Below are 25,554 nucleotides of genomic sequence, written 5' to 3'. Positions count from 1 at the left end.
TAGTTAAATTAATGTGTTAATGTAGATAAACGCTCCGGAACGTGGAGCGTTTTTTATTTTATCTCTTCTGCATCTTTGTCAAATTCATATATTTAAAAAATATTAATGGCAAATGCTCTTCAACTCCTTCCATTTTTTATTTTTTTTCTTAATAGTTACCTCTCTATATTTTACTATTTCGCATAAATGGCGTTGGATTTTGCTTTTAGCAAGCAGTTGCTATTTCTATATGGCTTTTGTTCCCATCTATATTTTGATACTGGGAATTACCATTGTGATAGATTATTTCGCTGGGATATGTATCGAAAATGCGAAAGGCAAACAAAGAAAAGTGTTTTTGATCGTTAGCTTAATTGCTAATATTTCTGTCCTTTGTATTTTCAAATACTTCAATTTTTTAAACGATAATTTTTCTTTTTTGATGCATGGTTTCGGGTTAAGTAATCCTATTCCATACTTAAGTATCTTACTTCCAATTGGGCTTTCCTTTCATACTTTCCAAGCCATGAGTTATACAATTGAAGTATATAGAGGAAACCAAAAAGCAGAAAAACACTTCGGGGTTTATTCTTTATACGTAATGTTTTACCCACAATTAGTGGCGGGCCCAATAGAAAGGCCGCAAAATTTATTACATCAATTTAGAGAAAAACACAACTTTGAATATTTTAGAATTGTTGAAGGGTTAAAATTAATTCTGTGGGGGTTTTTTAAAAAATTGGTGGTTGCCGATAGATTGGCTTTGTACGTAAATGCTGTTTATAACAATGCCGAGCATCATTCTGGTTTTAGCTTTTTTGTCGCTACTGTTTTCTTTGCTTTTCAAATCTATTGTGATTTTTCTGCCTATTCTGATATAGCAATTGGCGTAGCAAAAGTGATGGGCTTTCATTTAATGACCAATTTTAATCGCCCTTATTTTGCCAGAAACGTTGCCGAATTTTGGAAACGCTGGCATATTTCTTTATCAACTTGGTTTAAGGATTACTTGTATATTTCTTTAGGCGGAAATAAAGTTTCTATCCCAAAATGGTATTTTAATTTGTTTCTTGTTTTTTTTATTAGCGGCTTGTGGCATGGTGCAAATTGGACTTATATTATTTGGGGTGCATTAAATGGTTTTTATCTCATTTTTGCCAATATTTCATCCCCGGCGAGAGAGAAGTTTAATGCTTTTATTGGATTAAACAATATTCCTGTTTTATCACGATGCGTACAAATCATCGTCACATTTATGTTGATTTGCTTTGCCTGGATATTTTTTAGAGCAAATAATGTTGATGATGCTTTTATCATTATCAAAAAAATATCAACATTAAATGGACCTCTATTTATTGAAAACCCTTCTAAAATGATTTATTGTTTAGTGAGTATTGGGCTATTGTTTATTATTGAATATAAAAGAGAATATTATAAAGGAAACGTTTCATTTTTTAATAGCAAAAATTGGATAATTAGAAACATTTCCTACGCTTCTTTGGTAATTATTATTTTACTTTTCGGAGTTTTTGATGGTGGGCAATTTATCTATTTTCAATTTTAAAACATGATTTTAGATAAACTGATTTTTACACTTCGGAAAAGTAATTTTTGGTTTTTTATAACCAAACTCTGCTTGTTTTTTCTTCTGGTTTTTATATTGGATTTTTCAATTGGTAACACCCTTCGCTATTTTTATTTTAAGCAAGAAAGTGGTCTGCAATATCAAGCGACTTACGCTATAGAAAAAACGAAGGAAGATTTATTGATTTTTGGTTCTTCAAGAGCTTGTAATCATTATATGCCGACTATTTTTGAAGAGAAATTAGGATTATCATCTTATAATGTTGGGCGATATGGAAGTCCAGTTTTATATCATTTAGCTGTTTTAAAAGGGGTTTTAAAACGATACACCCCAAAAATTATCATCTTGGATTTAAACTTACAAGAATTTGAAAAAATAGATGATAGTTACGATGTGCTTTCGTCGCTACTTCCTTATTATAAAACCCATCCAGAAATGCGTTCCATCATTTTAATGAGAGGAAAGTATGAAAGATTAAAATTGCTGTCAAATATTTACCCTTTTAACTCTGAGTTGCTCACTATCGCCATAGGAAATACAGAAATTAATAAAAGGCGACATGATGATGTTAAAGGATTTATTGCTTTACGCGATAACTGGAAATTCCCTATAAAAAATTACAGCTTTCCACAAAATTATGCACTTGACAGCAAAAAAATAAATGCATACAAAACATTTATTAATGCCTGTAAGAAACAGAAAATCAAATTACTAATTGTTTGCTCTCCTTATTTAAGTAAAAATCGATTTAAGGATTCTTCCATAGAGATTGGCAAGCAAATAGCAAAAAAAGAGAACATTTCTTTTTTAGATTATTCCAATTATATCCCGCTGATCAATCCCAATTTGTATCACGATAATCCACATTTAAATGTAGAAGGAGCAAGGATGTTTTCTAATTTGGTTGCTGATGAGGTTTTAAAAGATCGTTGAATAAACCAGCTACCAAAATCGTCATGCTGATCCGCTAGTTAGCGGATTAACATGACGGGAAGTAAAATAATCTTAATTAGAAGTTTTAGTTGGCCTAACCTCAATTTTACTTGGCAAAGTCCGTGGATTCATGTTTAATAAATCACAAACCATTTGCCCAATATCCTCAGGTTGTATTTTCCAGGCATCTTTATTTTTATCCGGTTCATGATCATTAAAATGAGTGGCAACAGAACCCGGCATAATGGTAGTTACTTTAATGCCATGTTCTCTTAAATCTAACATGATTGATTGTGAAAAACCAGTTAAGCCAAACTTGCTCGCATTATATGCGCTTCCGCCGGCAAAAAAATTGGTTCCGGCCAAACTAGAAATAGTAATGATGTATCCCTTAGATTTTTTTAAAGCTGGCAAAGCCGATTTAACACTTAAGAAAACGCCCGTTAAATTAGTATCTATCACATTATGCCAATCTTCTCCTTCCATTTCATCAATTGGTGCAAAATGACCAACGCCTGCATTTGCAATCAAAAAATCTAATGAGCCAAATTTTTCTATGGTTTTATCAACAGCTTCTTGCTGAGATTTAGCGCTTTTAACATCAGAGGCTAAGGCCAAAACATCACTTCCTAATTTTTTCGCTGCTTCATCTGCGCTTTCTTGTGAACGACTGGTAATGGCAACTTTGACTCCCAATTTTAATAATGCCTCGGCAATCCCATATCCAATTCCTTTACTTGCGCCTGTAATTAAAGCGACTTTATCTTTTAAATTTTGCATGATTTTTATTTGATATATAATTAAACAAGCCTTTTTACAGCTATATTGTTTCTGCAATTATTTATCCAAATAAAATGAAAGTTTAAAGTTTTGATAATTAGGTTGTTTAAGATTTTGAATAATTGGTGTTAATCAGCAGTGCTGAAAACATTTTTCTCAGCTTGCTTTTTTTGTAATTTGAGGTCAAATACTGCACAAATATTCCTTAAAAAACGCTCTCCCAATTTTGTGACTTTTATGCTATTCGCTGTTTTTTCAATCAGGCCCTCATTTTCAAAATCTTTTAAAAAAGATAAACTAAGTTTAAAATTCTGATTTAATAAATCGGTTTCATCCCAATTGGTTTCATTTTTACACATTAAATTTAAAATGTGTTTGCGCATTAATAAGTCTTCTTCGTTTAAAATATGGCCTTTAAAAACAGGAATTTCATAAGTGTTAACTAATTTTAAATAATCCTCTACCTTCTTAACGTTTTGTGCAAAACCGTTCCAGGTGTCGCTAATAGACGAAACGCCTAAACCTATCATCAATTGAGTATATTGATGTGTATAACCCATAAAATTACGGTGCAAATTGCCGGTAAGTTGTGCTGTAAAAAGACTATCGCTATTTAAGGAAAAATGATCCATTCCAATTTCAATATAACCTGCAGCAATTAACATCTGTCTTCCCAATTCATATAAAACTTGCCTTTCTTGAGTGTTTGGCAAATCTTTCTCCGTAAACATTCTTTGTCCGGGCTTAACCCAAGGCACATGTGCGTAACCATAATAAGCAATTCTATCCGGCTTTAAGCCGATGACTTGCATAATTGTAGATTTTAAGCCGATTTCGGATTGTAGCGGAAGCCCATAAATTAAATCATAATTGATGGATTTATAGCCAATTTTCCTGGCTAAATCTGTTATCTCTTTTACTTGTTCTACTGTTTGGTGCCTGTTTATAACCTGTTGAACTTTTTCATCAAAATCTTGTATGCCTAAACTTAAACGCTTAAAACCCAAATCATATAAAACTTTTAAATGCTCAGGTGTTGTATTTGCTGGATGTGCCTCAAATGAAAACTCGGCATTAGGATGTATTAAACAATCTGTTAAAATATCATTTATTAAATTTTTTAAATGTTGAGGACTAAAAAAAGTTGGTGTGCCGCCACCGAGATGGAGTTCTTTGATAATGGGCTTATCTACCAAAAAGTTTTTATACAATCGCCACTCTTTGGCAACGGCTTTTATATATGGCACTTCTACTTCGTGATTTATGGTAATGCGTGTATTACAACCACAATAAGTACACAAACTTTCGCAATAAGGTAAATGAATATACAAACTGATTCCACTTCTCCAATTGCTTTCATTAAATGCGTTCTTAACTGATTTAATCCATTTATCTTTAGAAAAAGTTTCTTGATCCCAGTAAGGAACGGTTGGATAGCTGGTATATCTTGGGGTAGCTATGGCATATTTTTGAATTAAATCGGGATTTTCCATAACTCTTGTTAAAGTATTTGGGTGTCATCGGATAAGGAATCCTTACTAGAATTAAAATCTTTCTGACAGGAAATACCACAAGCGCAAGCTTTACCAACGCATTTATTAGCTTGCCAATTATTAAGATTTTTAATGCTTTGTTCTGCTATTTTTTGGTAGGCTCCTGCTTTGGTTAAATTAGAGAAATCTTCCGGCACATTGGCCACTTTCATTCCAGCGGCAGAGGCGGCTTTTTTATCGATATTAGTGGTGTCGGCAGATCTGGTAGTAATATATTTTATACCAAACTCTTTTAGCTTTTGAATAACCGGGGCAGATAAATCATCTTTAGTAAATACGATCACAGCGTCTTTTCCTTCTGCAAAATTTACGGTATCCATGCCTAAAGCGTTGGATATAAGCGTAATTTCATGCATTTTTTGATTAGCTTTTGCTAAAAATTCTTTTTCAAAAGGTTGAGTGCTGTAAACAACTGCCTTCATATTAATCTTGTTGTTTTAGCGGAGGGGAAATGCCATTCCGTTATAGCTAACAAAACTAAAGCAAAAAGCCTTTAAGGCTATTGAGAGGGATCAATATTAAAAATGATAGAAATCAGTTTTTCATATTATGTAGCTTTTCTATGGCAAGAATTTGGATTTCGCTACCCTTTTTCTCTAAAAGCTTTTCATCTTTAAAATCACTTAATGTACGGCTAACTGTTTCTGTTGCCATGCCCGCCATTGCGGCCAAATCATTCCGAGATATTTTAAAGCAATTGGAGTTATGTATTTCTCCAACCCTAATTAACGTTTCTGCTAATCTTTTACGGACTGAAAAATACGCCATTTGCACCAATTGTTCTTCCTTCTGATACAGATTAGTAGAAAGCAGGTGAATAAATTTCATGGCCAAAATGGAGCTTTCCATTAGTAATAGATCTAATTGATCTTTATGTAAAAGGCAAACATCAGCGTCTTCTAAAGCCTCTGCATTTTCTGTGTGTATTTTATTGACTAAGGCGTCAAAAATTCCAAAATAATCGTCTGTATGTTTAATTGCGGTAACAAACTCACGCCCATCCTCAGTCATTTTACTGATTTTAATTTTACCAGTAATTACTAGATATAACCCTTGTGACGCGTCTCCATCATAATATAAAAGTTGTCCCTTTTTTAAATGCCTGACTTTTTTATGCAATAACAGCTTATTTAAACTCTCAAAATCATTAACGCTTTCATTTAGTTTTTCAATCGCTTTTATGCCTTTTCCATAAAATGTTTGTTGTTTATTTTGTTTTTTTAACCTGCTCTCAATGGCGTTTAATAATTCAATATCATCAAAAGGTTTCGTCAGATAATCATCAGCACCCATTTCCATTCCTTTTCTTATATCTAATCTTTCTGTTTTAGCAGTTAAAAAAATAAAAGGGATAATAGCGGTTTCAGTATTCTTGCTTAGTAGATATAAAACCCCATAACCATCCAATTCGGGCATCATTATATCACAAACAATTAAATCTGGAAGGTGTTTTTGGGCTAATTCTACGCCTATTTTGCCGTTTTCTGCAACAAATGTTTGGTAATTTGCAAGTTCAAGAATTTCAGATGTGCTTTCTCTAATATCTTTATTATCTTCAATAATTAAGATGGTTTGTTTCATGACTGTTTATCAAATATTAGTGTAAAAGTAGTTCCTTTATTTTCTTGACTCTTAAAAGCGATACTTCCTTTCATCAGTTTTATATATCTATCAACAATATTTAACCCTAAGCCGGTACCAGGTATGCTTCCTGTATTATGCGCTCTAAAAAATGCCTCAAATAAATGTTTTTGCTCCGTTAATGGAATGCCTATCCCGTTATCTTTTACAATTAACTCAAATTTATCTTCTGTAATTTCTGTATTAAATTCAATAAAAGTATCCTCTCCAGAGTATTTTATAGCATTTGCAATCAAATTGATAATGCAGTTTTTTAACAAATTAGCATCGGCATAAACCAAACTTTTTGTCCCTGTATGCTGATAAATAATGTTTTGGTTTTGCTTGGCTACCAATTGCATTTCTTCGGCAATTTCCTCAGCAAATTTAACCAAATCTATCTCTTCAAAATTAGCCGCAACAACCCCGGTCTCTAGCCTTTCTAAAGATAAGAAATCATTTAAAATGGTTGTTAAATTACCAATTCCTGTTTTTATTCTATTTACATGTTTGTTAATATTTGGATTGTTATAATCCTGAGAATACTTATCAATTAAAGATGCCGAAAGCTGTATAGAACTCAATGGCGTTCTAAATTCATGCGAAGCCATAGAAACAAATCTGCTTTTTAATTGATTAAGCTCTCTTTCTTTCTCTAAAGATTGGCTAACCTCTTCCTTTGCTTGTTGCATCTGCTTTATTAAAGATTGCAACTCTAAAGTACGGTCCTCAACTAAAACCTCAAGTTTATTGGTATAAACCACCAATTGTTCTTCTGCTGTTTTTTGCTGCGTAAGATCATGGATAAAACCGGCATATATTAATCTTCCTTCATATTGCACCTCACTTACGGCTAATCTAAAAGGAAAAACATCACCTCCTTTTTTTTGTCCCGTTACTTCCCTTCCTATCCCAATAATATGTGCCTTTTTTGTTTTTTTATAACGATGCAAGTATCCGTCATGTTGAGATTTATAATCTTCGGGCATCAAAGAGGAAATGTTTTTTCCGATCACTTCTTCCAGTTGATAGCCAAATAGCTTACATGCGGATGGGTTTATAGATTCTATTATTCCCTTATCGTCTATGGTAATAATTCCGTCTATGGCATTATCTACAATTGCTTTTAACAAGGCGTGTCTTTCCATTTCTATAAAACTATGAAAATATAACTGATTTGATGTAAACCAATTTCTAAACTGATATTGATCATGTTTTTTAAATAGTAATTCTCCGATTTTTGTAATTATATATTAAAAGATGAGTCACACATTTCACATTCCTGTTTTAGGATTAGGATATTCTATAGACACCCCTTTAAATGTTGCGCCCTACGGCATTTCTTCTGTAATTTCTGTTGTAGATGATATTGCTATAGAACGAGTTAGAAAGCATCATAGCGAGAAAAACAACCGTTTTTATGAAGAAATTTCTAATAAAGAAGATGATTATAGGGCTAAAAGAATAACGGCTTATCTAAATTTATTGAAAGATTTAGTAGATGAAAAATTTGAGTCTTTCAAAAAACAATCTTTTGAAAACGGAATCGAACTCACTAGGTATTTTGATTTATTGCCCAAAACCAGCCCTTTAAAACGCAAATATTTGTTGATGCTTGCCGAAAAAAATATAGCTATCAAATCTATTTTTATTGATGAGCTTAAAAAGCAAATGGTTAAGGGAAACATTGATGTAAACATCATGTCTAAAGTGGATAAGATGAATGTGGATGCCAATGGCGATTTAAAAGAAGAAATTTTTAGCGATGCATTGGCGGCACTACGTGGTTTTGCGAACAGTAATTTAACCTCTTCTTTGATTTTATCTGCCGGAATGAATCCTCGATTATACAGTTATTTAGAAAGATTTAAAGATTTCCTTCCTGATGAAAACCTTGTTTTTAAGAAAAAACTGATTTTAAAAGTTAGCGATTATAGATCCGCGTTGATACAGGCTAAATTTTTGGCGAAAAAAGGAATTTGGGTTTCAGAGTTTAGGATAGAGTCTGGTTTAAATTGCGGCGGACATGCTTTTGCAACAGAAGGATATTTATTAGGGCCAATTTTAGAAGAGTTTAAGCAAAAGAGACAAGAAATGATTATCGAGCTTTTTGCGATGTATAAAAAAGCTTTGTCAGAAAAAAACATATTCATTAGGCTTGCGCCGAAGCAAAAAATAACTTTACAGGGAGGAATTGGAACTTTTGAGGAAGATAATTTCTTACGATCCTTTTATCATTTAGACGCAACGGGTTGGGGAAGTCCATTTTTGTTGGTTCCCGAAGTTACGGCCGTTGACGAAGAAACTTTAAAAGATTTGTCTACTGCTACCGCCAAAGATTTTTATGTAAGCGCTTCATCGCCATTAGGCATACCATTTAATAATTTTAGAAAAAGCGGTTCAGAAAAGCAACGTTTACAAAGAATTGCCGATGGCAAACCCGGCAGTCCTTGTACTAAAAAATATTTGGTATCAAACACTGAGTTTACTGCACAACCTATTTGTACAGCTTCTAAAAAATATCAAGGTTTAAAAATTAAGGATTTGCAAAACCAACAATTGGAAGAAAACTTGTATCAACAGAAATATGATGAAGTTACTTCTAAAATTTGCCTTTGCGAAGGCTTGGTAAGTTCTGCCTATTTGAAATACGATATTTTTAAATCAAAAGAGAGCAAAGCTGTGGCCATTTGCCCAGGACCTAACCTGGCTTTTTTTAATGGTATTTATACTCTTGAACAAATGGTTGGACATATTTATGGGAAATTAGATCTAATAAAAACTGAACGCCCTCATATTTTCATCAATGAATTGAAGCTTTATATCGATTATTTAAAAAACGACATCAACTCCAATATTTTAGAATTAACCGCTAAAAAAGAAAAGTCAATCAAAAATTTTCATCAGCAATTAAACAATGGAATTCAATATTATAAAACCATAGCTGATATGGTTTTTGAGAAAGCTGCTACTTTAAAAAGTGAGTTTTTAGAAGAGTTGAGTTTGTTGGAAAGGAAATTAGATAAAATGGGGCTGCCGGTGGTTGGTTAAAAGGATTGTTTCGTTTAGGTGGGTAACGTTTTTCACTGCAATAGTAAAATTATATAATTAAATCCTGTAGTTGCTGGTATTGCTCTATAATATTTTATTTGCACTTTTGATTCTTCAGCTAAGAAATATTTTTCTCCATTAATATAAATTTCTTTTTTCGTTCTGTCGATTGTATATGTTTGATTTTCCGAATAAATTTCGCTCTGACTACATTTATTAGACCCTCTATTTATGATTAAATTTCCATTTGATTGGAACTTGAATGTATCATCCAAGTCACAGTCTTGGATAGCACCATAAGAATTTTGGTTTGCTCCTGGAGGATTAGTTAACGGGTTTTTGTCATTCAAAGCTCTTTTCCAAGTTTTTGTGGTCAAAGTTTCTAATGAATTATCAGAATTCTTTTTACAGTTGGAAAGTGTCAGTACTGTTAATGTAAATAGTAATAGTTTTTTAATTTTCATAAATTGTTTCTATCTGTTTGGTCGGGTAAAATTTAAAATTATGGTTTAAGTGTTCGCTCTTTCAGCGGTCACTTAAATCTTCTTGGGTTTCAGGACTGTGTCCGGAATAATTAATAAATATATCGACGGTTTTTAAATCTCATTCTCCAGCTATATGATACAAATTTAAATATCATTTAAATAATCCCGGACAGAGTCCTAGGTTTTCAAAAAACATTTAAGTGATCCTGTTGGAACACTTAAACGAACTGGGAAGTTCAAAAATAATTCAAAAATTAAGCTATAAATATTAAAAGCATTATAGAATTAAATACTGTCTTTCTTATTTAAAGAATTTGTTCTACTTATTGAGTCCACTTTACTACTTGAATCTTCGTCTTCTTCCCAACCTTAATCTTCTTCGCTTTGGTATAATGAAAAGCTTAATTTCCTGTTTTTTAAATCAAAAAAGTGTTTAAATTGAAAACTTGATTCACTATACATGTATTCATCATAACCAATATCTCCGTAAAATATAATTGTATTGCTGTCATTATGATATTCAGAAAATCTGTAAACCTGCAAAAAAGATTTACTAATAAAATTTCCATCTCTTTGTTTTAAAATCTGTTTAACAAATTGTTCTCTTCTGAATGTAGTATCTAAAATTACTTTGGAATTTTGCTTTATTATTAAATTAATCTGTACGTCTTTATATCTAAAATTTCTTGATAAATTGTCCATATTCTCAAGATAATTATCTAAATAGGATTTGAGAATTATAATCTCAATATTTTTATCAAGTAACTCAGTAATACATTTTTCAGGACCATTTGTTTTTGTAGAAAGAATTATGGAATTTTTGTTCTCTTCTATACATGTCGGACTAGTTATTTTATCCAATTCTATTTTATTTTTAAGGCTGTTAATAAACTCAATAGCTTTAGCGTTATTATCTCTAGTATTACTACAAGAATAAAATATTGATAATGAAACCAATATGGTATTTATATATTTACGGATTGAATTATGTGCCATTTTATTTCATTCTGTTTTCAGGAATATTAACTAATATGCTACCGTTTTTCATATACAATTTCATAGTTCTATCTTTTAAATCAAATACATGTATAAATCTATTTTGAGATGGGCCATCATCTGGTTCAAATGATAATTGAAATTCTATTTTATCAGGAAATTCCCCATAGGAATAAGAATATTCGTTTAAAACTAAATTATTAATCTTATCCTTGTCAATATATTTAGAGAAGTCTTGTTTAACTAAAATAGTGTCTAAAACCGTTTGTGATTCCTGCTTAATAAATACTCTAAACTGCGTATCTAAATATTCTGAAAATGCTCCCGAAGGATTTTCTTTAGTAACGTATGAATTTAAATATGTCTTTTCAATTGTAACTTCAATCTGACTTTCAGGCAAAAATCTATAATATCTCTCAGGACTTTTTATCTCGATCGTTCTATTTCCATCAGGAAGTATATATGTCTTGGTTGCATCGCTATCTAATTTAAAATCATGAACTTTTTCATTAACAGATTCTTTTAAATTATTTGATTTTTCTTCGCGTAAATTGCATGAGGTCAATACACAAGCTATTATTAAAAGAATACTTTTCATACTTTTATGGTTTTGGAAATTGTTTTATAATTGCAAATATTAATAGTTCAAAAAAGTATTAGTAATGCTTTACTAAATTTGAATCACGGATACTTATATACTTTATTTTCTTGCTAATTCGGTTTTGTTAAACTTTCCCCTAACTTATATATTAATGTGGTTTTAATTGCTTTAATTCTGCCCCATCCCCAACATTTCCTCATAAACCTCTTTCCAGCCTTTCCAAACCCCAAAATCTCCAATAGATTCATTATGCCATAAACTGATAAATGTTCCGTCAACATTTTTCACATTTTCCACAAGCTCCGTAATTTCTGCTAAGGCTTCTGAAGGAGAAAGATTCATATATTTTCTCAAAGTTTGGTCCATTACACAAGTTGGGTGCAACAGTAAATCAAAAGCCTCCTCTTTTTCTAAATCGTACCAAAAAAACGGGGTACAAGTGCTTGCTCTAAAACCGGCAACATCGGCGAAAGCCATGGTATAATCTTCTTTAATACCAGCAGCAATTAAATCCCTATAAGTTTTAGGCAAGCTCAATAATAAATAATGCTGCCTGCTAATGGTTATTTTTCTTTGAGATATTTTGATTAGTGAATTCCTCTCTCGTTTCACTTCTTCCGCTTTTAAATGCGAATAATAAGAGGGGTGAACGCCCACTAAATGTTTTTCGGCAATGTCTTTTATTAAATCTTTAAAAAGCTGATTATCCAAGGGCGGTGCAATATCATTTTCATGCTGGTTGCCCATCAAAAAAAAGTAAATGGTTTTCAGTCCATATTTTTGGTCCCAATTTGCAACCTGATCGTAAATATCAAAAGGGTCTGTTTTAAGGTTATCCTTTATCTTTTTGAGTTTCTGTTTAAAGAAAGAATCGGTTAAATAATAATACGGACGGTCAATATCTAAAGTGGGTTGTAAAAGAAAATCCCTTTCTGTAGCCCTAAAATCTGGGTAATACTTTTTTATCTTTTCTACAATTGCGTAAGCCCACTCATCAATTATTGGCTGTTTTAAAAAGCCGTTTTGATACGCTAAAGAAGATTTCCCTTCAAATCGTCCGTGTTCATCTCGCTCCTCAATCGTATATTCTTCGTACCTGCTTAACAAGTAAAAAGAGGCTGCAAAAACATCAAAAGGAAAAACAGAGCCATCAATCTTGAAAGGTATTTTAAGCGATTTATCCTCGGCGAAAGCCAAATTTTGTTTTTTTATGTTTTGCTCTAAGATAAAAGGATGCTGTTTAAACTTTAAAAAACCACCAATTTCATGTGAGGTGTAAGAAATTTTAGGCCCTGTAAATTGATTAAAATGCGTTTCGTTTTTAGTAAAGGCAATACTAATTCCTAAAATATTCTCAAATATGTGTTGGAAAACATATTCAATGCGGTTATTTAAACTCGATATATAAATTAACAAAGCCATGCGAAAGTAAAAATGCAATTATAAACCGAAAGTAGTAAACCAAATGGCAAATTTATTAGTTTATATATTCGAGCATTAAATGTTCATGTATAAGGTTTGACGAGGGGAATTTGTCTGAAGAGACAGATTCCCTTTTTTTGTTTTTGTTTTTGTTATTGTGGAAAATTGTCTGAATCTCGATTTTCAAGATTTGAGGATTTTCTCGATTAAGCCTATTTAAATCTTTTTTATCCTGAAATCCAGAAAATCAAGATTCAGATTAATTAGTGTATTAGTGGCAATAAATTTGTCTTAATCCTTGATGCTTTAAAAATTTGTTAATCAAAATCCTTTTTATCCTGAAATCGAGAAATCAAGATTCAGATAAATTGGCAAAAAATTAGTGCTTTGGTGACGAAATAAAAACAAACAAACCCGCCTTTTAAATCTTTATTATATTTGACTATGGATTTCAAAATCTCTTCCGATTATCAACCTGCTGGCGATCAGCCAACCGCCATTAAACAATTGGTGGAAGGCGTACAATCGGGAGAAAATTATCAAACTTTATTGGGCGTTACTGGCTCTGGTAAAACTTATACCATTGCAAACGTAATTGAACAAACCCAAAAACCGACTTTAATTTTAAGTCATAATAAAACTTTGGCTGCTCAACTTTATGGCGAATTCAAACAGTTTTTCCCAGAAAATGCAGTCAATTATTTTGTTTCTTATTACGATTATTACCAACCCGAGGCTTTTTTGCCAACCACCAATACTTATATAGAAAAAGATCTTCAAATTAATGAAGAGATTGAAAAATTAAGGTTAAGAACAACTTCTAATTTGATGTCTGGAAGGCGGGATGTAATTGTGGTTTCGTCCATTTCCTGTATTTATGGTATGGGTAATCCCGAGGATTTTTCTAACTCGGTCTTTCGTTTTGGCGTGGGTACCAGAATCAGCAGAAATGCTTTTTTACACCGTTTGGTAGAAATTTTATATTCAAGAACAACCGCCGATTTTAAACGTGGAACTTTTAGGGTTAAAGGCGATACGGTGGATATTTATCCGGCTTACTTAGATCTGGCTTATCGCATTTCTTTCTTTGGAGATGATATTGAAGAAATGTCAGTTATTGATCCCGGCACAGGAAAAACCATCGAAAAAATGGATCAGGTGGCTGTGTTCCCTGCAAATTTATTCGTGACTCCTCGTGATCGTTTTACGAGTGTGATGCACCAAATTGGCGAAGATATGGTGGATAGAAAAGGGCAATTTGAAACTGAAGGTCGTTTTTTAGAGGCAAAAAGATTAGAAGAGCGCACCAATTTCGATATGGAAATGATGCGGGAACTGGGCTATTGCTCTGGTATAGAAAATTATTCCCGTTATTTTGATGGCAGAAAACCTGGCGCAAGACCTTTCTGTTTATTGGATTATTTCCCTGATGATTATTTAATGGTTATCGACGAAAGTCATGTAACTGTGCCACAAATTAGGGCAATGTATGGCGGCGATAGATCAAGAAAACTTTCTTTGGTAGAATATGGTTTCCGTTTGCCGGCCGCTTTAGATAACCGTCCGTTAAATTTTAACGAGTTTGAAAGTTTGGCTCCCCAAACGATTTATGTAAGCGCTACTCCTGGTGACTATGAGATGGAAAAAACCGAGGGGATTTTTGTGGAGCAAGTCATTCGTCCAACCGGTTTGTTAGATCCGGTAATCGATATTCGCCCTGTGGGAAACCAAGTGGATGATTTGTTGGACGAAATTGATAAAACCATAAAAATGGGCGACCGTATTTTGGTGACTACCCTAACCAAAAGAATGGCAGAAGAATTGGCAAAATACATGGATCGTCTAAATATTAAAGCCCGCTACATTCACTCGGAAGTGAAAACCTTAGAGCGTGTGGAAATTTTACGGGATTTGCGTTTGGGTGTTTTTGATGTTTTAATTGGAATTAACTTATTGAGGGAAGGGTTGGATTTGCCTGAGGTTTCTTTAGTGGCTATTTTAGATGCCGATAAAGAAGGCTTTTTACGTTCCGAAAGATCGTTGATACAAACTATTGGCAGGGCGGCCAGAAATGATAGGGGCAGGGTAATTATGTATGCGGATAAAATCACTGAATCTATGCGGGTTACGATGGAAGAAACCGATAGAAGGAGGGAAAAGCAAATGAAATATAATGAGGAACACGGAATCACTCCCCGAACAGTTGGCAAAACCAGGGATGAAATTATTGAGCAAACTTCTGTAATGGATTTTAAAGGTGGGGTGCAACAAATTTATCAAGACGATACCGCAGAAGCAACTTTGGCCGCTGATCCAATTGTTCAGTATATGAGCAAACCTCAACTTCAAAAATCATTAGAAAACTCTAAAAAAGAGATGTTAGCGGCAGCAAAGGATATGAATTTCTTATTGGCAGCTAAGCTTCGTGATGAAATGTTTGCGTTGGAGAAAATGATGTTGGAGAAGTTTGGGTAGCGTTTTTTAATGATAATAATTTTTAGAAAGGATTAGATTTGGGCGTTTAAACACGCTATCCACTCATACTGCACAAGGCATTAGCCACAAAGCCGGTATCCACTTCTATCGTTAACGCAATAAAAAACTTTTAGGATTTAAAAGCCTAAATAGTAACATTAAACAAGAATTAGCATCTAATAACGTTAAAGTTTATATTTGTATTTAAATGGGATTATTACGTTTTTTAATTATAGCAATCTGTGTTCTTTATTTAGTGAGGGCTTTAGCCCGAATATTCTTGCCGTTCTTATTTAAAAAAGTGGTCAATAATATGAACCAAAAAATGAACGACCAGCAGAATAATTATGGTCAAAACACAAACCAACAATCTGGCAGACCAGAAGGAACAATTTCTGTGGATTTTGTGCCGCCACCTCCAAAAAAGAAACCGAAATTGGATAATGCCGGAGATTTTGTAGATTATGAAGAAGTAAAAGAGAAATAAAATTCTCTTTTTTTATTTATAAATAAATCTTTTTAAGCAGAATTTAATTCCAGCATGTTATTATAAACTATTTTAACATTATTATTTTAAACAGCACAAGCATAACAATTTGGTTACAAATCGTTTAATATAGGTAATCAAGAGGGTTTAAAACATTTAATCGCTATCTTTAATTTTAACAAAAAAATAATTCGGTTTGCTATTTGTTTTATTGAAAAATAATCACATCTTTGCAGCCCCTTAACAAACACCTTTTTTGTTGTTTATTTTTTAAGGTAAATAAGTTTTTTCATAAGTTTAGGTTTAGGTTGATAGAACGGTCTTAATTTCTTAATCGAAATTAAGGCCGTTTGTTTTTTACAAGATTTTTATCTTTGCAATAAATATCTGCTATTAAATTTTCGTTTTGAAGAAAAAAGAGATTAGACGCTTAGCAACTGAACAAAGAGCCGCCTTAAATAGAGCAGCGTATTGGGAATTAAACGATGATTTACTTGCGGAGCTTAAAATGTTTAATTGGAAATCTTTCAGTTGTATCAATATTTTTTTACCCATTACAGAAAAAAAAGAGGTTGATACCTATCAAATTCTGTCTTACTTTAAAGAAGAACAACCACATTTAAAAATAACCGTCAATCGTTCTGATTTAAAAAGCAAAGCCTTAACGCCTATTTTCTTTGATTATGAAAACACTGTTTTGGTGAAAAATAAACATCAAATTCCTGAGCCTCTTTATGGCAAAGAATGTGATCTACAAGAAATTGATGCTGTTTTTTGTCCTTTACTTTCTTTTGATATAAACGGAAACAGAGTTGGCTACGGGGCTGGGTTTTATGATCTGTTTTTAGCTCGGTGTAAACCAGATGTTATTAAAATTGGCCTTTCCCTTTTCCCTGCATTAGAAAGCATTTCAGACATTAATCCTTTTGATGTTAAACTAACGCATTGCTTAACACCACAAAAAACTTATACTTTTTAAATCCCGTTTAAACCTCCTTTTAACCTTAATCATCCATTAAAATATTTTATAAATATTGATGGTATATATTTTGTTACGATCGATAAAAAACAAAAGCTTATGAAATGGATGGGCAGACGCCAAAGTGATAATGTTGATGACCGTAGAGGAATGTCTACAGGCGGAAAAGTTGTAACCGGTGGTGGAATTATCGGGGTAATCTTTGTAATTATTCAAATGTTTGTTGGCGGCGATAGCGGACAGATTTTAAGTCAATTACAAAATCAAATTCAAGGGCAAACCCAATCAAGCGGCCCAGAAAGAGAACTTACTGAAGAGGAAAAACAAGAAGGGGCTTTTATAGAAACTGCTTTTGCAGATACGGAAGATGTTTGGAGTGATATTTTTAATAAGCAAGGAGAAACCTATAAAAAACCAACATTAGTATTATTTTACGATGGTGTACAAACCGAATGTGGTGGTGCTTCATCTGCAGTTGGCCCTTTCTACTGCCCGGCAGACGAAAATGTTTACATCGACCTAAATTTTATGAAAGAACTGAAAACTCGTTTCGGTGCTAAAGGTGGCGACTTTGCTACTGTTTATGTTTTAGCTCATGAAGTTGGACATCATATTCAGAATTTAATGGGAACATCAGAACAAATGCAAAGCGAACAACAAGGCAGAAGTGAGGCAGAAGCTAATAAGTTATCTGTTGCTTTAGAGTTACAAGCCGATTTTTACGCTGGTGTTTTTGCACATTATAACAAACAATATTTAGAAGCTGGTGATATTGAGGAAGCAATGAGCGCCGCTAATGCCGTTGGCGACGATGCTATTCAACAAAAAACACAAGGAAAAATTGTTCCAGATGCTTTTACCCACGGTACATCAGCACAAAGAATGAAATGGTTTATGAAAGGTTATGAAACCGGCGATTTAAGCCAGGGAGATACTTTTTCAGGGATTTAATTATAGATTCTTTTGAAGAAAAAAAGAGCTTTAAACTATTGGTTTAAAGCTCTTTTCGCATAATATAATCGTTTAAAACAAAATCATAATACGGTATATCAATTTCTTCAAAGATTGTATATCCCATTTTATTATAAAATTGCTGTGCTTTGTTCCCCCTGTTTACATTTAAAAACAGATAATCCGCACCTAAAATTTTAGCCCTCTTCTCAACTTCGGTTATAAAAATTTTTCCCAAACCCTTGCCTTGTAGTGTTGGTTTTAGGTATAGCTTTTCCAATTTATAATCCTTTCCGTTTTCTTGTTTAGCGTAGGCTGCAAAACCCTGATACGCATCTTCAAATCTTAACAACAAAAATTTACAACCTTCTTTCATTTGATCTTCTAAAGCATTCTCACTGTACATTTGCTTCAGCATAAACTCAATTTGTTGATCTGAAATAACCGATTGATAGGTTGGCCACCAAATTTCATTAGCCAAATCACTGATGATTTTTGTATGGGATAAATTAGCTTCGATGATTTCCATTATATTTCTTCTGTAATAAAAAGGTTTAAGCCTTCAAATTTTAAACCAAAAAACCCATCGTTTATGGTTTTATAACAATCTTTTTCTATTCTATCTAATCCAAATGTTTCTAAATTCTCAATATTGTTGTCCTTTAAAATCGTGACTTTTTCTCCGGCTGCTTTCCATTTATTAAAGCCAGATTTTACAGGATATATTTTTTTGTCGTTTTCAAAAACAACTAAATCAATATCGCTAATAAAAGTTAAATAATGATCTGGTATAAATTTGTTGGTGATGATATTTACAGATGGAAATCCTTCTGAAATCAAATAATCCATTCCTGTTTTCAAAGTATTTTTTTCTACATTTAAAACTTTAATATGTTCCTGAAAAGTAAAATCATTTTTGGCTTTCGCCGATAAAACAATATCTATTTTAATACCTAAAGAAGCTACTTTTTCCGTCATTTCATCTACTACAAAAATCATAGGCGACCATTCTAATAATTGTCCCAAATGTTCTTCCTCAAACTCGCCTAAATTAATGATGAGTAAGGCTGGTTCTTGTTTTTCTCTTACAATATGATGGCTTGACATTTTATCAGTTTAGAAAATGAGCTGATGAAATTGCTTATACATTTGTTTTGGGTCTTCGCTATTATTAATTGCTCCAGAAACCGCTATCCCATAAATTCCTGTTGCTAACAAAGAAGTAACATTTTTTGATTCAATTCCTCCAACCGCAATAAGTGGAATGTTTAAACCGCTTTTTACCAACTCGCCAACAATTTTTTCATATCCAGAAAGGCCTAAATGTGCGTAATCATTTGGTTTGGTATCAGTATGTCCAAATGGACCGCAGCCTACATAATCCGCACCATTATCGATATGCCTTTTAATTTGGTTAAAATCGTTAGCAGACGCCCCAAGGGTTTTGTCTTCACCTATTTGATTTCGGATTAAAGTCAAGTCCTCATCCATACCTTCAATATGGACGCCTTGAATATCTGCTAGCGCAACTAAGTGAACGTGATTTGTAATGATTAAGGTTGCTCCCCAATCATCACAAACACTTGCGATAGGGTGTAATTCTGCTAACATTTCTTCATCAGATTTAGACATACACCTATATTGAATCCAGTTTGCCCCAGCTTCACAAGCTAATTGCGCTTGTTCTAAATGGGTTCTATTGGGTAAATCCTGGGTTAAAAAATGAAGCTTTGAAATATATTTTTTCATTTAAATAATACAAAAATATTAAAATCTGTTTTGTACAAACTTAATACGATTTAAATAAAAAACAGCGATAAGCTAATAAGTTGCTCTTTTACAGAACCATTTATTTACATCTTTGTTCAATAAAGAAAAATTGTTGAAATGTCCATTTTAATTGTTGAAGATGAAATTAGTTTGGTTAACGCTCTTAAAAGAGGGCTTACAGAATATGGCTATGAAGTAACCGCAGCAACCAACGGGCAAACAGGTCTTCAAATGGCCCTAAATCAGGTTTTTGAACTCATTATATTAGACGTTATGCTTCCGGGTTTGGATGGTATTCAAATTTGCAAACAAATTAGAGAAGCTAATAAACTTACGCCGATATTAATGCTAACGGCTTTAGATTCTACTGAAAATATAGTTAATGCTTTAGATAACGGAGCAGACGATTATTTAGTAAAGCCTTTTAAAATGCCAGAACTTGCAGCAAGATTAAGAACTTTAATAAGACGATCTGGGCTTATAAAACCAGAATTGAATCAAAATATTTACACCATCGAAAATATATCAATAGACCTGGAAGCAAAGGTTGTAAGCTGTGAAGGCATCGCTATAAATTTAACCCCAACAGAATATAGATTGATGGAATATTTTGTTAAGAATAAAAGAAAAGTACTTTCTCGAATTCAAATTTTAGACCAGGTTTGGGACATAGATTTTAACCTGGGGACTAATGTTGTAGATGTTTACGTTAATTATCTTAGAAAAAAGATAGAGAAAAGTAGCGGCAAAAAAGTGATTCATACCGTATTTGGGATGGGATATATGATGAAGGAAGAATAGATGAAAATACAAACAAAAATATCTTTACTTTTTATTTGCCTTTCTGCTGGGATTTTAATCTTGTTCAATATATTTATTTTATACTTTGAGTATCAATTTAACTTTAGAGATTTTTATGATAGGTTAGAAACCCGGGTAAACCTTTCTGCTCAAATTAAATTGAATGATGATCCAAAAAACACGGTTTATGCAGAAATAAGGAAAGAATACCTTGAAAAGCTGGAAGAAGAGCGGGAGTTTATCGTTGCTGAAAATGCTGCGGGTAAATTTATAAATCCTAACCTGCGCCCAAAATTTATTGAAGAGATAGAGAGCATTGGCTACAGCCGGTTTAGAAAAGATAATGAGTTTTTTTATGGCAAAATTTTTACTGAAAAAGGCAAGAGGTTTTTAATTGCATATTCTGCTTTAAACCCATATGGATTAAAAGAAATCGATGAGCTTCAGAAAATTCTGTTGTTTGGATTTATTGGTTCAATTTTAATAAGTTTTTTTGTCGGTAAAAAGTTTTCTCAATACACATTTGCCCCCTTCAGGGATATCACTCAAAAAGTAAACTCAATTACATCAAACAATTTACATCTGCGTTTAGAAGAACCTGAAGGCAAAGATGAGATTGCCGAGCTTAGCCTTACTTTTAATAATATGCTAAACAGATTAGAAGCGGCATTTGAGACGCAAAATAATTTTGTTAGTAATGCCTCTCATGAGTTAAGAACTCCACTAACAATTATCAATAGCGAAATTGAACATGTGCTTTTAAAGAGCGATGTAAATGAAACCAACCTTAAATCGTTAAACCTGATCCATTCGGAAACGGAAAAGCTTATTCAAATTATTAATAGTTTACTCTTGCTGGCCCAATCTGGTTTTAATGGTAAAAAGCAAAATTGGTTAGAGATTAGAATAGACGAACTTATTTTAGTTGCGATAGAATCTGTAAAAAAAGTAAACGATAAAGCAAATATCAATATAGATTTTTTAATGCTCCCAGAGGATGAAAAACGACTAATCGTTTTGGGAAATCATAATCTTCTTCGTTTGGCAATAAGTAATATTATTAGTAATGCCTGTAAATATTCCCAAAATAAATTGGTTGTAGTGAAACTAGGTTTTACAGATCAAAATATTACTATTTCTGTAATTGATAAAGGAATAGGAATACCAAACAATGAGGTTCAAAGAATTTTTGAGCCTTTTTACAGAGCGTCTAATACAGAAGATTTTAGCGGCCATGGCGTTGGATTGCCTTTAACTCTAAATATTATTCGATTACATAGAGGCTCTATCGGAATCCTATCCCAAGAAAATGAAGGAACTCAGATAAATGTAATGCTGCCTATCCAACAACTAAATTAATTCTAATCAAATTCTAATAACTCTCTTATTTCTTCTTAATACCTGTTGCCTTTATTTGTATCAAACAATATTATTTGATATGAAAACGATATTAATCCCAACTGATTTTGAAATAAAATCATTAGCGTGTATACCAACATTGGTTAAAAAAAATGCACCAGAGAAATTAAACATATTACTAACGCATGCTTCAAAAATATCAGATTCTTTTGCTGATTTATTAATATTATCCAGAAGAGCGGTAGGACATGAGAGAATCTCTAAAGAATTCATCAATCACTATAAAGAAATACAACAAACATATGCTAATCAGATCAACAGTATTAAAATTGAATTTTTTTATGGGACAACCGTTGCTGTTTTTGAAAACTTTTTAGATCATCATAATGTAGATGAAATAGTTCATTTAGAAGACTATTGCTACGAATTAAAGGATAAAAACTCTTATCAGCCTTCGCAACTATTAAAAAAATGTGGCAGGAAATTGATCGGCATCTCTAAAGAAGAATTATTAAAAAAAGAAGTAGAGCCTGCCGATGCTTTTTCTGAAAACAACATGGCTTTAGAACAAACTTTTATTTAAATCGTAATTATGTTATTAAAAGAAAATATACCCATAAGCTATCTGTTTGGACAGATAAAAACCCAGATTTTTTGGTTAACCATCTACTCAACTTCTGTTTATCTTATGCACACTTTTTTAAATTTTGAAGACGTGTCCATTCCAATAGCAATACCAAGTATTTTAGGTACCATCATTTCTTTATTGCTCGCTTTTAGATCTAACCAGGCTTATGATCGTTGGTGGGAAGCAAGGATATTATGGGGCAGGATAGTTAATGATTCCCGCTCGTTTGCCAGACAGGTAATCTCTTTTATAGATAATTCTTATGATGAAAGCGATAAGAGTGACATGAAAAAGAGAATGATTAATAGGCAGATTGCTTGGTGCCACAGTTTAAGTCAGCACTTAAGGGGGCTTAACGCACATAAGGCTTATAAAGATTATGTAAGTATAGAAGAGGCAAATGGTTTAAATAATGTAGACCACGTACCACTAAATTTAATGGATCAACATGCAAATGATTTGCGTTTACTTTTGCGATTGGGATGGATTAATGAATATCAACAAGTTAAAATGGACGAGACATTATCTAAATTTTCTGATTCTATGGGTGGCTGTGAAAGAATTAAGAACACTGTTTTCCCAATGACATATAGTGTGTACATTCATTTTTTAGTTATTCTTTTTGTGTTGATATTGCCTTTTGGATTAATTGAATTTTTTGGAGTTTTCCAGATTCCTCTGGTAGTGGCTATTTCTTCCTCTTTCTTTTTGATAGAAAAAATGGCTATCCATCTTCAAGATCCGTTTGAGAATAAACCAAGTGATACCCCTACTACCGCAATAAGTAAAACCATCGAAAAAAACTTGAAAGAACTTCTTAAGGAGTGTATGGAGAACAGCGAAATTCAAAACAGTAATCTGCCGATATCCAATAAAAGTCTGGCCTTTTATATTCTTTAATTGTTGTTTCTTTAGCAAGGATAATTTATATCCTTGCTTTTGATATTTAATTGCTTTTCATTATTCCTGGCTTGGTAACAGGCTCTTTTTTTTGTCAACATTTCCTTCCTAAAAAGCTTTCCGCTTTCTATATCTAAAAATATTTAAAATAGATTAGATTCTTTTTTTTTGCCATTTTGTCCTAAATTCAACTCTTTAAAACATATCGGTTATTTATCAGGATTAAAAGTTGGGAACAACTTTATAATTACAATCTGCTAAATGCGAAAAAATAATAGGATCAAATAATTGTAAATCAAAAACATGAATCAAATAAAATCATTAGGAATTTTAGCTGCCTGTTTAATCATCCAATCATGTGCTGCCCAAAATAAAACCAACGCTCCAGAAATTTCACAAGGAGAAGTAAGCAGAATTATTAAAACGCTTTCTGGTGATGAAATGATGGGAAGAAGCGCTATGAAACCAAAAGAAATAGGAAAGTCTGCGGATTTTATTGCCTCTGAATTTAAAAAAGCCGGACTGAAGTTTTTTGGCAAAGCCGATTCTTACCGTCAAAGTTTTGCTGTTGGAAACATTAAACCAATAGGCGGAACTTTAAAAATTAATGGTCAAAATATTGATGCTGGTGATTTTACCCTTACTTCTTCAGAAGAAACCGTAAATATTACTTCTTTACCAAAGGTGATTAAAATTTCTGCTGGCGATAATTTTGCAAATAAATTTAGAGAGGTTATGGGAGGTCAAGAAAATGCCTTAATCCAAATTGATCCTAGTTTTAAAGCCATGTTTGCCAGATACAAAGGCTTTTTAGAAAGAGGAAATATGTCAGTTAAGACTGAAAAATCTCCGAATATTATTTTTGTTGTTTTTGGTGATGAGATTACAAGCGTTGATTTAACCTTTAAAAACGAAGTTTCCCAAACGCCCATGTTTAACGTTGTTGGCGTTTTACCTGGAAAATCTAAACCAAACGAATATGTAGTTTTTAGCGCCCATTATGATCACTTAGGGGTTATAAAAACGGTTAACCAAGATTCTATTGCAAACGGAGCTGATGATGATGCCAGCGGAACAACTGCGGTAATTGAATTGGCTAAATATTTCTCTAAGGAAAAAGACAATGAACGTACCATCATTTTTGTGGCTTTTACTGCCGAAGAAATTGGAGGTTTTGGCTCACAATATTTTTCCAAGCAATTAAATCCTGATGAAGTAGTTGCCATGTTTAATATTGAAATGATTGGGAAGGAATCTAAATTTGGGAAAAATAACGCTTTTATCACGGGATATGAACGCTCTGATTTTGGTAAAATCTTACAGAAAAATTTGGATGGAACTGACTTTAAATTTTACCCAGACCCTTACCCTGCTCAAAATCTTTTTTACAGATCTGATAACGCAACATTAGCGAGATTAGGAGTTCCTGCACATACCATTTCTTCTGATCAAATTGATACAGATAAGTTATATCATTCTGTAGATGATGAATTTGAAAGCATGAACATTGAAAATATTACAGAAATTATAAAAGCAATTGCAATTAGCTCTACTTCTATTGTGGAAGGAAAAGACACGCCAAGTAGGGTGAGTGGGGTTAAATAGTTTATTTCTCGCGGATTTTGAGGCTTTGCGCTTACATTACGACAAGACTAATTTAATTAAAAAATCTGTACGATAAAAGTCTCCCGCAGATTTCGCTGATTAGCGCAGAAACGAAATGGATAATAGGTAGTAATATTTTTTCTTTTTGGTATACCTCTAAAAATTTGCGTAAATCTCTTTAAATCTGCGGGCAAGATATTTAAAACAATAATTATGACAGAAGACGAAATATCCTACAAGATAAGAGGAGCCATTTTTAAAGTCTATAATAATCTAGGTCCTGGGCTCTTAGAATCTGTTTATGTTTTGGCTCTTCGCTATGAATTGTTAAGAGAAAATCTTTTAGTTAAAACTGAAGTTGAATTTCCAATATATTATGAAGATGAAATACTTGACGCTGGTTATCGTCTTGATATTTTAGTAGAAAATAAAGTAATCATCGAGGTAAAATCAGTAGAAACACTATCAAAAGTGCATCATAAACAAATTCTCACCTATCTCAAGCTCACAGAAATGAAACTAGGAATTTTGGTTAACTTTAATGTTGATCAAATAACTGAAGGAATATTTAGAAAAGTAAACGGACTATAACAA

The 25,554-nt window shown here is 32.6% G+C and carries 25 protein-coding genes; 13 read left to right on the top strand and 12 right to left on the bottom strand.

Features of this window, described 5'->3' with window-relative positions; all coding sequences use genetic code 11:
- Nucleotides 1-229: 229 nt before the first annotated feature.
- Entirely contained in the window at nt 230-1,543 is a 1,314-nt protein-coding gene (locus tag A5893_RS11655) for an MBOAT family O-acyltransferase (protein ID WP_232456851.1), read from the top strand.
- 96 nt (nt 1,544-1,639) lie between these two features.
- A complete protein-coding gene (locus A5893_RS11650; protein WP_157687549.1) occupies nt 1,640-2,497 on the top strand; it encodes an SGNH/GDSL hydrolase family protein in 858 nt (285 codons plus the stop codon).
- A 72-nt stretch (nt 2,498-2,569) separates the two neighbouring features.
- Here A5893_RS11650 and A5893_RS11645 read toward each other — a convergent pair whose 3' ends face one another.
- The 5 genes from A5893_RS11645 to A5893_RS11625 all read right to left on the bottom strand — a co-directional run bounded on the left by A5893_RS11645 (nt 2,570) and on the right by A5893_RS11625 (nt 7,598).
- On the bottom strand, nt 2,570-3,277 hold the full coding sequence (locus A5893_RS11645; protein WP_068822743.1) for an SDR family oxidoreductase: 708 nt from the start codon (nt 3,275-3,277) through the stop codon (nt 2,570-2,572).
- 128 nt (nt 3,278-3,405) lie between these two features.
- Nucleotides 3,406-4,770: an oxygen-independent coproporphyrinogen III oxidase gene (hemN, locus tag A5893_RS11640; RefSeq protein WP_068822742.1), complete on the bottom strand. Its 1,365-nt coding sequence runs from the start codon at nt 4,768-4,770 to the stop codon at nt 3,406-3,408.
- Between the two features lie 8 nt (nt 4,771-4,778).
- Nucleotides 4,779-5,252, bottom strand: coding sequence for a Rossmann-fold NAD(P)-binding domain-containing protein (locus A5893_RS11635; protein WP_068822741.1), 474 nt, complete (start codon nt 5,250-5,252; stop codon nt 4,779-4,781).
- A gap of 112 nt (nt 5,253-5,364) precedes the next feature.
- On the bottom strand, nt 5,365-6,411 hold the full coding sequence (locus tag A5893_RS11630) for a response regulator (RefSeq protein WP_068822740.1): 1,047 nt from the start codon (nt 6,409-6,411) through the stop codon (nt 5,365-5,367).
- On the bottom strand, nt 6,408-7,598 hold the full coding sequence (locus A5893_RS11625) for a PAS domain-containing sensor histidine kinase (RefSeq protein ID WP_068822739.1): 1,191 nt from the start codon (nt 7,596-7,598) through the stop codon (nt 6,408-6,410). Before A5893_RS11625 ends, A5893_RS11630 begins: the two co-directional genes overlap by 4 nt.
- 112 nt (nt 7,599-7,710) lie before the next feature.
- Between A5893_RS11625 and A5893_RS11620 the strand changes: the two genes are divergently transcribed.
- On the top strand, nt 7,711-9,501 hold the full coding sequence (locus A5893_RS11620; protein WP_068822738.1) for a hypothetical protein: 1,791 nt from the start codon (nt 7,711-7,713) through the stop codon (nt 9,499-9,501).
- Nucleotides 9,502-9,533: 32 nt separating this feature from the next.
- Here A5893_RS11620 and A5893_RS11615 read toward each other — a convergent pair whose 3' ends face one another.
- From A5893_RS11615 to A5893_RS11600, 4 genes are all read right to left on the bottom strand, one after another.
- Nucleotides 9,534-9,965, bottom strand: a complete 432-nt coding sequence (locus tag A5893_RS11615; protein WP_068822737.1) for a hypothetical protein — start codon at nt 9,963-9,965, stop codon at nt 9,534-9,536.
- A 390-nt stretch (nt 9,966-10,355) separates the two neighbouring features.
- Complete coding sequence (locus tag A5893_RS11610; protein ID WP_068822736.1) at nt 10,356-10,982, bottom strand: hypothetical protein; 627 nt, start codon at nt 10,980-10,982, stop codon at nt 10,356-10,358.
- A 1-nt stretch (nt 10,983) separates the two neighbouring features.
- Entirely contained in the window at nt 10,984-11,547 is a 564-nt protein-coding gene (locus A5893_RS11605; RefSeq protein WP_157687548.1) for a hypothetical protein, read from the bottom strand.
- Nucleotides 11,548-11,751: 204 nt separating this feature from the next.
- Nucleotides 11,752-13,005, bottom strand: coding sequence for a polysaccharide deacetylase family protein (locus tag A5893_RS11600; protein WP_068822734.1), 1,254 nt, complete (start codon nt 13,003-13,005; stop codon nt 11,752-11,754).
- A gap of 444 nt (nt 13,006-13,449) precedes the next feature.
- Between A5893_RS11600 and uvrB the strand changes: the two genes are divergently transcribed.
- From uvrB to ypfJ, 4 genes are all read left to right on the top strand, one after another.
- Complete coding sequence (gene uvrB, locus A5893_RS11595) at nt 13,450-15,480, top strand: excinuclease ABC subunit UvrB (protein WP_068822733.1); 2,031 nt, start codon at nt 13,450-13,452, stop codon at nt 15,478-15,480.
- A 208-nt stretch (nt 15,481-15,688) separates the two neighbouring features.
- Nucleotides 15,689-15,967, top strand: a complete 279-nt coding sequence (locus A5893_RS11590) for a DUF4834 family protein (RefSeq protein ID WP_068822732.1) — start codon at nt 15,689-15,691, stop codon at nt 15,965-15,967.
- Between the two features lie 406 nt (nt 15,968-16,373).
- Nucleotides 16,374-16,946: a 5-formyltetrahydrofolate cyclo-ligase gene (locus A5893_RS11585; protein ID WP_068822731.1), complete on the top strand. Its 573-nt coding sequence runs from the start codon at nt 16,374-16,376 to the stop codon at nt 16,944-16,946.
- Nucleotides 16,947-17,045: 99 nt separating this feature from the next.
- A complete protein-coding gene (gene ypfJ, locus A5893_RS11580; RefSeq protein WP_068822730.1) occupies nt 17,046-17,897 on the top strand; it encodes a KPN_02809 family neutral zinc metallopeptidase in 852 nt (283 codons plus the stop codon).
- A 43-nt stretch (nt 17,898-17,940) separates the two neighbouring features.
- On the opposite strand, the gene A5893_RS11575 is transcribed toward ypfJ, so the two are convergent.
- Genes A5893_RS11575 through A5893_RS11565 form a run of 3 tightly spaced genes read right to left on the bottom strand, consistent with a single transcriptional unit; the run spans nt 17,941 to nt 19,646 of the window.
- The gene (locus tag A5893_RS11575) at nt 17,941-18,426 is read right to left on the bottom strand and encodes a GNAT family N-acetyltransferase (RefSeq protein ID WP_068822729.1); all 486 of its coding nucleotides are present in this window, start codon (nt 18,424-18,426) and stop codon (nt 17,941-17,943) included.
- Nucleotides 18,426-19,004: a hypothetical protein gene (locus A5893_RS11570; protein WP_068822728.1), complete on the bottom strand. Its 579-nt coding sequence runs from the start codon at nt 19,002-19,004 to the stop codon at nt 18,426-18,428. The genes A5893_RS11575 and A5893_RS11570 overlap by 1 nt, the downstream gene beginning before the upstream one ends.
- Nucleotides 19,005-19,013: 9 nt before the next feature.
- Nucleotides 19,014-19,646 carry a thiamine phosphate synthase gene (locus A5893_RS11565; protein WP_068822727.1) on the bottom strand — a complete coding sequence of 211 codons (633 nt, stop codon included), beginning with the start codon at nt 19,644-19,646 and terminating at the stop codon, nt 19,014-19,016.
- A gap of 138 nt (nt 19,647-19,784) precedes the next feature.
- On the opposite strand from A5893_RS11565, the gene A5893_RS11560 reads away from it, so the two are divergent.
- The 6 genes from A5893_RS11560 (at nt 19,785) to A5893_RS11535 (ending at nt 25,551) form a co-directional block, all read left to right on the top strand.
- Nucleotides 19,785-20,468 carry a response regulator transcription factor gene (locus A5893_RS11560; RefSeq protein WP_068822726.1) on the top strand — a complete coding sequence of 228 codons (684 nt, stop codon included), beginning with the start codon at nt 19,785-19,787 and terminating at the stop codon, nt 20,466-20,468.
- Nucleotides 20,469-21,827 (top strand): sensor histidine kinase, encoded by a 1,359-nt coding sequence (locus A5893_RS11555; RefSeq protein ID WP_068822725.1) that lies wholly within the window; start codon nt 20,469-20,471, stop codon nt 21,825-21,827.
- Between the two features lie 79 nt (nt 21,828-21,906).
- On the top strand, nt 21,907-22,410 hold the full coding sequence (locus A5893_RS11550) for a hypothetical protein (protein WP_068822724.1): 504 nt from the start codon (nt 21,907-21,909) through the stop codon (nt 22,408-22,410).
- Between the two features lie 9 nt (nt 22,411-22,419).
- Nucleotides 22,420-23,355 carry a bestrophin family protein gene (locus A5893_RS11545; RefSeq protein WP_068822723.1) on the top strand — a complete coding sequence of 312 codons (936 nt, stop codon included), beginning with the start codon at nt 22,420-22,422 and terminating at the stop codon, nt 23,353-23,355.
- A 303-nt stretch (nt 23,356-23,658) separates the two neighbouring features.
- Complete coding sequence (locus A5893_RS11540; protein ID WP_068822722.1) at nt 23,659-24,960, top strand: M28 family metallopeptidase; 1,302 nt, start codon at nt 23,659-23,661, stop codon at nt 24,958-24,960.
- Between the two features lie 213 nt (nt 24,961-25,173).
- The gene (locus A5893_RS11535; RefSeq protein ID WP_068822721.1) at nt 25,174-25,551 is read left to right on the top strand and encodes a GxxExxY protein; all 378 of its coding nucleotides are present in this window, start codon (nt 25,174-25,176) and stop codon (nt 25,549-25,551) included.
- Nucleotides 25,552-25,554: the final 3 nt, after the last annotated feature.

Origin of the sequence: Pedobacter psychrophilus (assembly GCF_001652725.1) — a bacterium.
Taxonomy (GTDB): Bacteria; Bacteroidota; Bacteroidia; order Sphingobacteriales; family Sphingobacteriaceae; genus Pseudopedobacter; species Pseudopedobacter psychrophilus.
Note: the sequence above shows the minus strand (reverse complement) of the source record. Positions and strands in the feature narration are given on the sequence as shown.